The sequence below is a fragment of the Flavobacterium collinsii genome, assembly GCF_902804485.1.
In the GTDB taxonomy this organism is placed as follows: Bacteria; Bacteroidota; Bacteroidia; order Flavobacteriales; family Flavobacteriaceae; genus Flavobacterium; species Flavobacterium collinsii.
In genome coordinates, this window is record NZ_CADCST010000061.1 from 46811 (window position 1) to 60492 (window position 13682).

Consider the following 13682-nt stretch of genomic DNA (forward strand, 5'->3'; position numbering starts at 1 on the left):
CCAAAATTTGAATTTTTAAAAAAAACTATCCCACCAATTCCACAAATTTAAACTCACCTTCAACTGCTACTTTAGTCAAACCGTGTTTTGATAAGTTTTTCATAGACGCATCCCATTTTTTGCCGCTTAAATTTGCAGTAATTTTTAGTTGCTGAAGATCCATTTTATTTTCATTTCCTTTCAATAAATCAACGATAAATTTCTCTTCGTCAGATAATTCGACAGTCTGTTTTTTCTCCGGACGCATTTGTGGAAACAATAAAACTTCCTGAATCGATGCGTTATTCGTTAAATACATAATCAAACGGTCCATTCCAATTCCCATTCCGGATGTTGGAGGCATACCGTATTCTAAGGCTCTTAAGAAATCCTCGTCGATAATACCGTTTGCTTCATCATCACCTTTTGCAGCCAGACGCATTTGATCTTCAAAACGTTCGCGCTGATCAATAGGGTCGTTTAATTCAGAATAAGCATTTGCAATTTCCTTACCACAAACCATTAGTTCAAAACGTTCTGTTAAGTCTGGATTATCGCGGTGTTCTTTACATAGAGGAGACATTTCTTTCGGATAATCGGTAATGAAAGTAGGCTGAATGTAATTTCCTTCACATTTTGCACCAAAAATCTCATCAATCAATTTTCCTTTCCCCATTGTTTTGTCAACTTCGATTCCCATTCCTTTTGCAGCTTCAAACAGCTCTTCTTCTGTTTTTCCTGAGATGTCAAAACCAGTAAAATGTTTGATCGAATCCGTCATAGTAACACGGGCGTAAGGCGCTTTAAAGTTGATTTGGTGTTCTCCAAAAGTAACTTCACTAGTTCCGTTTACGGCAATAGCACAATGCTCAAGCAGGCCTTCTGCAAATTCCATCATCCAGTTGTAGTCTTTGTAGGCTACATATATTTCCATTGCTGTAAACTCAGGGTTATGGGTTCTGTCCATTCCTTCATTACGGAAGTTTCTGGAAAACTCATAAACACCTTCAAATCCACCAACAATTAATCTTTTTAAATACAATTCGTTTGCAATACGCATGTAAAGCGGAATGTCAAGCGAATTATGGTGCGTAATAAAAGGTCTTGCCGAAGCACCACCGGGAATCGATTGTAAAACCGGAGTATCAACCTCAAGATATCCTGCATCGTTAAAGTAACCGCGCATAGCGGTAAATAACTTGGTACGTTTAATAAACGTTTCTTTAACCTGTTGATTCACCGTTAAATCTACATAACGCATTCTGTAGCGTAATTCAGCATCATTAAATGCATCATGTACATTTCCGTCTTCGTCTACTTTAGGTAAAGGCAACGGACGTAATGTTTTACTCAAAAAAGTAAACCCGCTCACACGAATACATTTCGCTCCAACCTGAGTCGTGAACAATTCTCCTTCGATACCAATAAAGTCTCCTAAATCGGTTAGTTTTTTAAATACTGTGTTGTATAAAGTTTTATCGTCGCCTTCACACAAAACGTCGCGATTCACGTACAATTGAATACGTCCTTCACTATCCTGCAATTCAGCGAAACAAGCTTTCCCCTGATCACGAACACTCATCAAACGTCCGGCAACGATCACCTTCTTACCTTCTTCAAATGACTCCTTTATTTGCTTTGAAGTATGATTTACAGGAAAAAGATTAGCGGGATAAGGATTGATTCCTAGGTTGCGTAAGTTTTGAAGTTTTTCTCTTCGGATGATTTCTTGTTCTGATAGTGCCATTTTGTGCTCTTTTTTAAGTGTGCAAAGATAAAGAAAAGAATGTAGATTTCAGAATGCTGATTTTAGATTTTTTGAAGCAGTAATTTTCGGGTTTTCAGGGTGGTTTTGTCCCGCTATCCACTTGTATCTTTTTTGCAGAAAAAGCAAAAAAAGGATACCGCTGCTATCGGGGCTAGAGTAGACGTTTTTGTTTTCAAAAAACGTTTGAGTTGAAAAGCTGATCGAGCTGTTCTTAGAAAATCATCGAAGATGATTTTCTAAGAACCTAAGAACCTAAGAACCTAAGAACCTAAGAACCTAAGAACCTAAGAACCTAAGAACCTAAGAACCTAAGAACCTAAGAACCTAAGAACCTAACAAAACGATTAAACAATTCACCAAACTTCGTATCTTTGAGAAAAAATTAACCACGATGAAATTATACAAACTACTTAGTTTTTCTTTTTTATTTGTAACACTCACAAGTTGTACTTTTACCGAGAGCATTTACGTGAATGATAACGGAACCGGAAAGTTTTCTTTAAACATGGACGGTTCTTCTTTAATGGCAATGGCTGGGAATCAGATAGGAGATCAATTGGGAGCTGATGCCAAAAAAAATGTAGATTCTACCTTTACCTTCAAACAATTACTGGCTGATAAAAGCGAAAGTATTTCAAAATTATCTCCTGAAGTTCAAAGCGAGATTAAAAAACTGGAAGACCTTGTGGTTAATATTAAAACGAATGAGGAAAAAAAAGAATTTCTGATGGCATTTTCAGAAGATTTTAAAAATGTGAATGAATTACACGATATATTACAGTCAATCAACACTCTTCAAAAACTAGTAGGAGGAGCGGATGCATCAACACCTTTTGTAGGAGGTTTGGGGGATAATAATAGTACAGTAAACTACAATTATGACGGAAAGAAATTTACCCGTAAGGCGATAGTCGATAAACAAAAACTGGCTGCAAAAGTACAGGATTCAACCGCAGAAATGTCAAAAATGGTTTTTGCATCATCTACTTACGTGATAAAATACCACTTCCCAAAACGCATTAAAAAAGTCTCAAATCCGACGGCTTTGTTTAGTGAAGACCGAAAAACAATTACAATTCAATACCCTTTTACGGATTATATGGAGAATCCTGACAAGCTCAACTTTGACGTTGAGTTTGAAAAATAATTAAAATGAATAAAAAAATTCAACTTCAGGATTTAGGAAGTAAAGATTATAAAGCGACCTGGGAATATCAGGAAGAACTTTTTAAAGACATAGTCGACCTAAAAATAAGAAACCGAAGAGAAGAGCTTGATTTAGAAACACCCAACTACTTATTGTTTGTAGAACATCCGCACGTTTATACACTGGGAAAAAGCGGTGATTTTGAGAATTTGCTCCTAAACGAAAAACAGCTGGAGGCCAAAGGTGCTACCTTTTATAAAATCAACCGTGGTGGCGATATTACCTATCATGGACCAGGACAGATTGTGGGTTACCCAATCTTGGACTTGGAGAATTTCTTTACCGATATTCATAAGTATTTACGTTTTCTGGAAGAATCGATCATCCTTACTTTAGAAGAATACGGTTTAAAGTGCGGACGAAGTGATGGAGAAACAGGAGTGTGGTTAGATGTAGGGACTCCGTTTGCCAGAAAAATTTGTGCACTTGGTGTTCGCGCGTCGCGCTGGGTAACCATGCATGGATTTGCTTTAAATGTAAATGTCGATTTGGGATACTTCGATAACATTATTCCATGTGGAATCCGCGGTAAAGGAGTGACTTCGTTGCAGGTAGAGCTTGGTGTTGAAAGAGTAGATGAGGCTGAAGTAAAAGCAAAAATAATCAAACATTTAACCCATTTGTTTGAAGCCGAGTTTGTTTAAATAGGCTTTCTAGATATAAAAAGATATGGCAGATGCTGAAGAAAATAACAATTATAAAATTGCTGTTCCTTCAGCATTTGATACCGTTTTTTCGCATTTTTACTTTGCGCAGAATAAAACCGATATTCCTGTAACGAAAACATTATTACCTAGTTTTCAGACGATCTTAGTCTTTGTTTTTGGAAAAGGAGCCTCTTTAAGATCAAATCAAAATATGATTCTGGAAGCAGAGCGATGTCTCGTTTTAGGACCAATAAAACAAGCCTTTGAGTACACCTTAAATCCTGATTCAGAGATTCTGGTAGCCAACTTTAAAGAAGATGCTTTCTACCGATTCTTTGGAAGCGCGCTTCTGACGCATTCTTTGCCTGTTCATCCCGACACTTTGATGGTTGAAAATTGTTTTGCCGCTTTGTGGGAGGAGCTAAAAGAATTGGCTGATCCCAAAAAACGGGTGGATCATATTTTAGAATTCTGTAAACCTTATTTGCGGGAACAGCATTCCATTACCTCTCTTTTGGCCGATTTTAGAGAAAAAAATATCAATCCGATAAAAGCGACTGCCTCTAAAACAAATCAATCAGAACGAAATGTTCAATTGAATCAAAAGAAGTTTTTTGGTTATACCATTAAAGAAATTAATCGTTACGAGCGTTTTTTGAAAGCAGTAGAAGCAATTCAAAAGGATATTCTAAAAAACGCTAAAACAGATTGGCTTGCCATTGTTGAGCAATGCGGTTATTACGATCAGAGTCAGTTGATACATGATTTTAAACATTATATGAATATTTCTCCGACTAAATTTCTGAAATTTCAAAACGATATCTGTAACTCAAAGACAGAATAGCCCCTTTTCGTTTTCTTACAATTGTGATCGGATCAGCAGTTTTACATTTGTCATGTTCAATCTTAAAAAACAGAAAACATGAAAAATTTAATTGTTTACGCACATCCCAATTCAACTAGTTTAAACCATTACTTCAAACAAATTGTTATGGAGAACCTTGAGAAATCAGGGCAGGAAGTTATCATACGCGATTTAAACGCCCTCCATTTTAATCCGGTTTTGTCTCTGGAGGATATGAATGGGCAAAGAGTGGGAGAAATTGCTGACGAGGTAAAAAGAGAACAGGATTTTATTAGCTGGGCTGATCGTATTGTTTTTATTTATCCAATTTGGTGGACCGGAATGCCGGCGATCATGAAAGGGTATGTCGATCGGGTTTTTAGTTATGGATTTGCTTATCGTTACGATAAGGGGATTCAAAAAGGGCTGTTGACCGGGAAACAAACCATCATAATCAATTCGCACGGGAAATCAAATACAGAATACGAGTCCATCGGAATGGATAAAGCTTTGATCTTAACTTCAGACTTCGGAATTTTTAAGTATTGCGGATTGGAAGTTCAAAAACATTTTTATTTTGATAAGGCAGACAGAGCTTCTGACGAGAATATTTCGGAATGGACCAGTCAGCTTCAGGAAATGTTTCAGGAAAAGGTTGTATGCGACTAATTTGTTATATTTCTGCTTCAGAGCAGTTTAGAGCAATTTTTTCGAATAGTTTTAGTTATCTATTAAACCATTTTTTCTAAAAACCTGATACCATGCAAAATGTAATTACTGACCTGTCCCGATTTATGGAATTTAATGAAACGGAAAGTATGGCCTTTAAAAACATACTTAAACTAAAGAAAGTCAAAAAAAACGAACATCTTTTAGTAGAAGGCGATGTTTGTAATTTTGGAGTTTTTATTGCAGAAGGATGCATTCGTTACTATTATTCACTTGATGGTGTCGAATCTACCGGAAATTTCTTTTTTGAAAATGACTGGTACTCTGATTTTGAGAGTTTTTTATACAACAAACCGTCATTGCTGAATATCGAAGCTCTGGAAGACTGTGTGCTGTATTTGGCCTATAAACACGATTTTGAAAAACTGGTTTCTGAATATCCGGTATTTAACTCTTTCCTGCGCATTATGATGGAAAGAACCATCAAAGGATTGACGGGTAGAAATATGGCAATGTCTTTATTGTCTCATGAAGAACGTTATTTGCGGTTTGTAAAATATTGCCCGAAAGTAGTCGAAAGAGTTTCGTTAAAACACATCGCCAGTTATTTAGGAATTCAGCCGGAAAGTTTAAGTCGGATCAGAACCAGGATTACATTGAACAGTAAATCTTAACTCAAGTCAATTTTTAAGAAAATTCAGCTCTTTACTTTTGCTTTTATAACTGTAAAGCAAAATAAAAATGAAAAGAATATTCTTGATTATTATAGGTTTTTTTGGGCTGATAACCTATGCTCAAACGGGAACTGTAAAGGGAAAAATCATTGATAAACAATCCGAGAAACCACTTATTGGAGTTGTTATTTTATTGATAGGTGATGAGAAGAAAAACGCCATTTCAGATGCTGATGGTAATTTTAAACTGGCCAATGTACCGCTGGGTCGACAGAGTCTTAGTTTTAGTTTTCAGGGCTATGAAAACACATCGGTTTCTGATCTTGATATTACCACAGGAAAAGATAATTTGTTAACGGTTTCGATGATCGAAAAGTTCAATACACTTGACGAAATTATTGTGTCCTCAGGTTCTAATAAAGCCAAACCGCTTAACAAAATGGCATTAGTATCAACCAAACAATTTACTACAGAAGAAGTCAGTCGATATGCAGGAGGAAGGAGTGATGTGGCTCGTTTGGTTTCTAATTTTGCCGGAGTTTCTACCGGAGATGACAGCCGCAACGATATTGTTGTAAGAGGGAATTCGCCGTCTGGAATGTTGTGGAGAATAGAAGGAATGCCAGTTCCGAGTCCCAATCACTTTTCGACATTGGGAACTACAGGAGGGCCAATTTCGGCTTTGAATCCAAATCTTTTGGCCAATTCTGATTTTTTAACTTCAGCCTTTCCAGCGGAGTATGGAAATGCAATTGGAGGTGTTTTTGATCTGAGTTTCCGAAAAGGAAATCCCGATGATTACGAATACATGCTGAGTGCCGGTGCTTATCCGGGAGTCGAATTTATGGCAGAAGGACCGCTTGGTAAAAAAGGAGGTTCGTTTGTAGCGGCGGCAAGATATGGCTTTGTCGGGGTTCTGGGAATAGCGGGTACAGATGCACAGCCCAATTATAGAGATATCAGTTTTAATATTGATTTAGGAAAAAGTAAAGCAGGCAATTTCTCTCTTTTTGGAATCTACGGAACGTCGGATATTGATTTTCTGGGAGATAAAATAGATAAAGAAGACCCTTTTGCAGCCCAGGATGAGGATGCTTACGTAAAATCGGGATTTGCTTCGTTTGGTTTGAAGCACAATCTGGACATTGGAACAAAATCGTATTTGAAAACCATTGTCGGTTTTTCAAATTCAAATAACTCCTACGAGAATTTCCGTTATTATAACTTCAACACTGCCGCAGAAAACCGTTTGTCTTTTACAGATATTAATAACAATGAAAACAGAGTGACATTCTCGACTTTATTCAATTCTAAAATCAATAAAAAGACAACTTTCAGGGCGGGTTTGCTTTTTGAGAATTATACACTTGATGCTAAAATGTCTTCGCGTGACCGACAGCAGGACAACGATGGTGATGGTTACCCGGATTTTGTTCAGCTGATAAACAACAGTGGGAATTACAATGTTATTCAGCCGTTTGCTCAGGGGCAATTTCGTCTGACGGAGAAGCTAACTTTTAATGCCGGTATTCATGGGCAGTATTTTTCTATAAATAAGGAGTTTGCTTTTGAACCTAGGGCTGCTCTGGCCTATGCAGTAAATCAAAGGAACACGATTAGTTTTGGTTATGGTCTGCACCATCAAGGTGTTCCGGCTCCGATACTATTTCTGAATGAATTTGTAAATGGAACTCAGGTTCAGACCAACAAGAATCTGGATTTAGTTCAAAGTCAGCATTATGTTTTGGGCTATGATGTGCGGTTGGCCAGAAAATGGAGGGGAAAAGTAGAGCTTTATTATCAGGATATCAGCAAGGCAGGAGTGCAGCCTTTTCCAAGCAGTTATTCGACCTTAACAGAAGGAGCCGATTTTAGTTATTCTATTGATAAAACGTCTTTGGTAAGTAAGGGAAGCGGATACAATCAGGGTATTGAATTTACCGTCGAAAAATTCTTTAGTGAAGGCTATTATGCTTTGTTTACCACCTCGCTTTTTGAAAGTAAATATAAAGGAAGTGATGGTATAGAACGAAACTCACCTTTTAATAACGGATACATTATTAATTTGTTAGGAGGGAAAGAATTTAGAATAGGGAAGGCAAAGAAAAATGTTTTTTCGATTGATACCAAATTCACAACTGCTGGAGGGCGTTATTATACACCGGTAGATTTGGTCGCTTCAAACAATGCCGGTTATGAAATTAGAGATGATGCAAATGCCTTTAGCAAACAGTATGATCCTTATTTAAGGTTGGATGTTAAATTCGGAATTAAATTTAATAGCAAAAGAAAGAAAAGGTTTCATCAGTTTTATATAGACCTTCAAAATGTGACCAACCATACCAATATTTTTACGAAGGAATACAATCGATTAACGAATAGTGTCAATCAGAAAGATCAAATTGGTTTTTCACCTGATTTTGGATATAAATTTCAATTTTAGTTTTTTACATAGAAGAAAACAACAAATGAAAACAATAAAAGGATCTTCCGTTTTCATTTGTTGTATTAAGGCCTTCGAGAATGGGTATTACAATTTTACAATTTCTACCCTGCGATTTTTTGCTTTGTTCTCTTCACTAGTATTATCGGCAATAGGTTTATCGGAGCCCCAACCTTTTGTTTGTAATCTGGATGCATTTATCCCCTTGGAGATTAAGGCCGTTTTTACAGCACTTGCTCTTTCTTCAGAAAGTTTTTTATTCTGCGCCGCAAGACCAGTATTATCGGTATGACCTTCAATGGTAATTTTAAGGCTGCTATTAGCAGTTAGTAATTTTTGAATTTCATCAATTATAGGCGAAGATTCTGTTTTTATAGTAGCTTTATTGGTGTCGAAATTAATGTACAGTGCGATGTGGCCTTTAGAATCGAGCTCTTTCTTCATTTCATCTGCTTTGGTAAGCGAAGCTGTCATTTTAAAAGGTTTTGTTTCCAGAATCATCCATCCTGCAGAAACAGCATCGTCACCAGGAGTAAGTTGAACCCAGATATTTCTATCCGGACGGCGAATAAGATAGGTTGTTGTAATGGCATTACCCATAAAGCCATAACCATTCATGTATTTGATACGGTTGTTCTCCGGAATCGTATAAGAGGAATCTGAATGAACTTTCATTTCAGATATTTTTACACCATCAATGCTTTTAATTAATTCCTCTAAATTTTTTGCTACTTCAAGATCACTATATGATTTTCCTTCTTTTGCAGTAATCCTGGCATAGAATATTTTTCCTTCTGGTTTTTCAAAATGGTCTTTCACCCAAAAATAAGCAACGTCATAATCAGCTGTATTATTCTTTGGAGTGCCTTCGTAATTTTCGGGTAGGTTAAAGTAAGGAAAAGCGCCAAGAGGTTTGTCCGAAACGGGGATAGCATTAATCTCGAATTTTTTAACTGAAGTCTCTGTTGGGGGAGTTTCAGTAGCTGGGGTTGATACAAGAGAATCTGTGTTATCTGTCACATCATTCTGCTTTTTGTTGGAATTGCATGCCAGGGTGATGCATGCAATTAGAAATAATGTTAAAAATTTGATTTTCATGTAGTTAGTTTTGTGTTGAAAATCAAAGATAGCAAAGCGAAGAGATTTTAACAAAAAAAAGAATCAGTTTAATGGAGTTTTTTTTGAATGTAATGTTTTGAAAAAGTGATTGTTAGTGTTGATTTTATCTTTGCGTTTTTGTGAGATTTAGTATAGATTTACTTTATACGAAACGACATTTAGCTGAAGTAATTCACTTTCTTTAAAATAACTCCAACTGAGTAGGCAGTAATTTAAAGGACATTCTATGGTATTTTGTAGTACCGTACTTTTTAATGGCTTCACGATGTTCTTTTGTTGGGTAGCCTTTATTTTTTTTCCAATTGTACATTGGAAATTCTTCGTGAATCTGATCCATATATTCGTCACGATAGGTTTTGGCAAGAACCGAAGCAGCAGCAATACTTAAAAACTTAGCATCACCTTTTATAATACTTTGATTCGGGATTGATTTTAGCAATTCGATTTCAGTTGTAGTAAATTGTTTCCCAACAGTATTCTTTAGACCCAGCTTTGCATTTAGCGATCGGTTTCCATCAACAATAATAAACTCAGGTTCAGGATTTAATTTTAAAACACATTCCTGCATTCCTTTCATTGAAGCATTCAGGATATTTATTTCGTCAATTTCATCAGGGAATAAATGTGTAACGGCAAAACAGATGGCATGTTCTTCTATAATAGGTTTTAGCAGAGATCTTGCTTTTTCAGACAATTGTTTACTGTCGTTTAGAGTTTGATTTTCAAAATCAGCAGGTAAAATTACGGCTGCTGCAGTTACGGGTCCAGCCAAACATCCCCGACCAGCTTCGTCAGTTCCGGTTTCTAAAAGATGTCCTGAGTAATTTTTTTGAAGCATTTTCTGTTTTTTTATATTCAAAGTCAAAAATATTGTAATTTTTTTTAATAGCGTTTAAAATCTCTTCTTTAATAATAGCCTGGATTTGCGAAAAAAAAGAAAAAAAGATGTAATTTAAAAGATGTTCGCAAAAGCAGATCTTATTTTTTTAACAGGTTTGCTTTTTATGAGGATTAAGTGTTAAAAGGGTGTTAAGTGTTAAAATTACATAAATTTATGTTTTTAGTAAAAAAATAAGGAATATTGCTACTAAAAAGAATGGAATCTAAACGAATTATGATGGATGTTGATAGATGTTTAGGAATTTAGACTAAAATTAAGTTAAAAAATTTTGGAGTTTTAAGAAATAATTAAGATGTTTGCGCCATACTAATTCAAAATAAATTAAAATGAAATTAAAATTTAAATGGATTTTTACGCTGGTTGTGGCGTTATCTATGCAGTTTTCTTTTGCTCAGGAGAGAACTGTGACTGGAAAGGTCTCTGATAAAACAGGGGTTATTCCGGGAGTAAATGTTCTTGTGAAAGGATCTAAAGTAAGCACTCAAACTGATTTTGACGGAAGTTATTCCATAAAAGCAAAGACAGGTGATGTGTTAGTTTTTTCATATGTAGGTATGAATAACAAACAAGCAACTGTTGGTTCTTCAAATTCAGTTAATGTTGTATTGGAGTCAGAGGCTCAATTAATGAATGAGGTTGTAGTTGTAGGTTACGGTGTACAGAAAAGAAAAGAAGTAACCGGTTCTATCTCTAAAATTGCAGGAAGCGACATTTCTAATCTTGTAACTCCAAGTGTTGAAGGACTTTTGGCAGGTAGAGCGACGGGAGTTCAGGTATTAAACAATACCGGACTTATTGGTGCTGCGCCAAAAATTAGAATTAGAGGTATCGGATCTATTTCTGGTAGTACAGAGCCATTAATTGTTGTTGATGGTATTCCAATTTATTCTGGTGATATCGGAGGGGTTTCTTCTACAAATGGTTTAGCAGATATCAATCCGGATGATATAGAATCTTTTGATATTTTAAAAGATGGTGCTGCAACTGCTATCTATGGATCAAGAGCAGCAAATGGAGTTGTTTTGATTACGACTAAAAGCGGAAAGAAAGGTAGTCTAAAAGTTTCTTATTCAAGTGTTTTTGGTGTTGCTAGTGCTGCTAAAAAATATGATTTGTTAGAGACTCCTGATTTTCTGGTTATTTCTAATGAAAAAAGAACCAATAGAGGTCAGGCTCCTTGGGCAGTTGGAAATACTTACAATACAGATTGGCAAGGTGCTGTGTTAAGAAATGCACCTCAAATGACGCATAATCTTAATTTCAGTGGAGGTTCTGATAAAACAAAGTACTATTTATCTTTAGGGCTTACTGATTTAGATGGTATCAATTTATCTAATAGTATGAAAAAGTATTCGATTAGAGCTAATATTGATCAGGATGTCAACAAATGGTTTAGTTTTGGTACAAATTTTAATGTAAACAGAACGGAGTATAAAGGATTGAATAGTGCCGCAAGCAGTTTGTCAGGTAACTTTTTTAATACGATCAGACAGTTGCCAAATACACCTATTTATGATGTCCTTGATCCAACAGGATACAATCTTTCGTCAAATAATGCAACCGTTGGGCAGTGGGATAATTTAGCTCCGGTAGGAGATAATATTACCAATATTATTTATGCATTGGATCATAATAAATATGAATCAACAACAACGAGAATAATTGCAAGTGTTTTTGCAAATGCAAAGATTACTTCTGATTTAAGCTATAAATTGCAGGTAAGTGCGGATAATGCATCAACAGATGGTTACCGATACTGGAATCCTGTGCACGGAGACGGACGTTCATCAAATGGTAGTGTATATCAGGACAATACGAATCTTATGAGATGGAACTGGCAGAATATTTTGAACTACAAGCACACTTTTGCTGAAGATCATAATCTTGGAGTAACAGGTGTTGCTGAATATCAAAAATCCAAAACAAAGATTTTTTGGGGGTCAGGAAGTGATATTATAAGTGATTTCTTTGATAAAAATTTAGTAAGTAATACTTATAATACAAGAGATTCTGGTGGTGGTGTTACCGAAAAAGGTATTATGTCTTATTTAGGGCGTGTTACTTATAACTACAAAGAGAAATATTTTATTCAGGGATCCCTTAGACGTGACGGAATTTCTCAGTTTGAAAAAAATGTTAGGTACCATAATTTCCCTGGAGTTTCTGCAGGTTGGACCGTATCTAAAGAAAGTTTCATGGAAGGAATTAGCAATACAGTTTCTGATTTGAAATTTAGAGGTTCTTATTCTCAGGTTGGTAATGTTGAGGTTTTGGATGGAGCTTCTTATCCTTCAAAAGATCTTACAATTGGTTCTCCATATGGTTCTTCTAATGGTATTGGTTACTGGCAATTTGGGAATCCTTTATTAGAATGGGAAACTTCAACTAAAGTTGATTTTGGTGTAGATTTAGGATTGCTTAACAATCGTTTGACATTAAGCTTCGATTATTTTAAAAATAATATCGACAATTTAGTTTTGGCGGCACCACAACCTCCATCCATTGGTATTCCTAATAATACGGTCAATCAAAATGTTGGTAAAATGTACAATCAGGGATATGAGTTTGCTGCTACATTTAAGGCAATTAATAATGCAAACTTTAAATGGGATATCTCTTCTAATTTAACGCTTGCTAAGAATAAAGTTACGGCATTGTATCAAGGACAACCAATCATAGGGGGGTCATCTACAGATACAAGCATTGCTCCAAATATCATTATTCAGCAAGGAGAATCAGTTAACTCTTTATATGGATTTAAATATTGGGGAGTTAATAAAGCAAACGGTAACCCGGTGTATTACAAAGCAGACGGTAGTTTAGTACAAGGAAACTTGCCAGCTGTTACCTATTCTGTTTTTGATCCAAATAATCCGGCAGCGGCAGGTGCAGCAGCATCATTGACTAGTTCTGATAGAACTATTTTGGGGAACACGTTGCCAACTTATTACGGATCTGTTAGTTCTACGATGAAGTATAAAAATCTTGATTTTGGTTTTATGTTCAGATTTAGTGGAGGGAATAAAATTTTTAATTCCACTAGAAGAGAGTTGATGAACCAAAACTTTAACAACAACGGAACAGAAATTTTAGGAAGATGGCAAAGTGTTGACAATCCGGGAGACGGATGGACACCAAGATTATATGCAGGTACAAATACTTCAACAAATCTTAGTGGAAGCGCAAGTACCCGTTTTGTTGAAAAAGGCGATTTTATTTCACTTGATAATATTAGTATTGGTTACACACTGCCTAAAATGTTGCTAGATAAAATTAAGGTAGATAACTTCAGGCTATTTGTTCAAGCGCAAAATATTTGGCTGATTTCAGATTACAAAGGTTTGAATCCTGAGATGGAAACATCTGGAGTAGATATTAATGGAACACCACGTTCAAAAGTGATCTCAGTTGGATTAAATGTAAGTTTATAA

At 35.8% G+C, this 13682-nt stretch carries 10 protein-coding genes; 7 read left to right on the top strand and 3 right to left on the bottom strand.

The window, feature by feature from the left end; genetic code table 11:
* Positions 1 to 25: 25 nt before the first annotated feature.
* Positions 26 to 1726 (bottom strand): lysine--tRNA ligase, encoded by a 1701-nt coding sequence (lysS, locus tag FLA105534_RS03605; protein ID WP_173964683.1) that lies wholly within the window; start codon positions 1724 to 1726, stop codon positions 26 to 28.
* A gap of 412 nt (positions 1727 to 2138) precedes the next feature.
* Here lysS and FLA105534_RS03610 point away from each other — a divergent pair, with 412 nt between their 5' ends.
* The 6 genes from FLA105534_RS03610 (at position 2139) to FLA105534_RS03635 (ending at position 8231) form a co-directional block, all read left to right on the top strand.
* The gene (locus FLA105534_RS03610) at positions 2139 to 2894 is read left to right on the top strand and encodes a hypothetical protein (protein ID WP_173964684.1); all 756 of its coding nucleotides are present in this window, start codon (positions 2139 to 2141) and stop codon (positions 2892 to 2894) included.
* A 5-nt stretch (positions 2895 to 2899) separates the two neighbouring features.
* The gene (gene lipB / locus FLA105534_RS03615) at positions 2900 to 3598 is read left to right on the top strand and encodes a lipoyl(octanoyl) transferase LipB (protein ID WP_173964685.1); all 699 of its coding nucleotides are present in this window, start codon (positions 2900 to 2902) and stop codon (positions 3596 to 3598) included.
* A 25-nt stretch (positions 3599 to 3623) separates the two neighbouring features.
* Complete coding sequence (locus FLA105534_RS03620) at positions 3624 to 4445, top strand: helix-turn-helix domain-containing protein (RefSeq protein WP_173964686.1); 822 nt, start codon at positions 3624 to 3626, stop codon at positions 4443 to 4445.
* A 78-nt stretch (positions 4446 to 4523) separates the two neighbouring features.
* Positions 4524 to 5114 (top strand): NAD(P)H-dependent oxidoreductase, encoded by a 591-nt coding sequence (locus FLA105534_RS03625; RefSeq protein WP_173964687.1) that lies wholly within the window; start codon positions 4524 to 4526, stop codon positions 5112 to 5114.
* A gap of 92 nt (positions 5115 to 5206) precedes the next feature.
* Positions 5207 to 5788, top strand: coding sequence for a Crp/Fnr family transcriptional regulator (locus tag FLA105534_RS03630; RefSeq protein WP_173964688.1), 582 nt, complete (start codon positions 5207 to 5209; stop codon positions 5786 to 5788).
* 67 nt (positions 5789 to 5855) lie between these two features.
* Complete coding sequence (locus tag FLA105534_RS03635) at positions 5856 to 8231, top strand: TonB-dependent receptor (protein WP_173964689.1); 2376 nt, start codon at positions 5856 to 5858, stop codon at positions 8229 to 8231.
* A gap of 87 nt (positions 8232 to 8318) precedes the next feature.
* Here the strand turns inward: FLA105534_RS03635 and FLA105534_RS03640 are convergent, their stop codons facing one another.
* Both FLA105534_RS03640 and FLA105534_RS03645 read right to left on the bottom strand, forming a co-directional pair.
* A complete protein-coding gene (locus FLA105534_RS03640; RefSeq protein ID WP_173964690.1) occupies positions 8319 to 9329 on the bottom strand; it encodes an OmpA family protein in 1011 nt (336 codons plus the stop codon).
* A 202-nt stretch (positions 9330 to 9531) separates the two neighbouring features.
* On the bottom strand, positions 9532 to 10188 hold the full coding sequence (locus FLA105534_RS03645; RefSeq protein WP_173964691.1) for a ribonuclease HII: 657 nt from the start codon (positions 10186 to 10188) through the stop codon (positions 9532 to 9534).
* 389 nt (positions 10189 to 10577) lie between these two features.
* Between FLA105534_RS03645 and FLA105534_RS03650 the strand changes: the two genes are divergently transcribed.
* Positions 10578 to 13682, top strand: a complete 3105-nt coding sequence (locus tag FLA105534_RS03650) for a SusC/RagA family TonB-linked outer membrane protein (protein WP_173964692.1) — start codon at positions 10578 to 10580, stop codon at positions 13680 to 13682.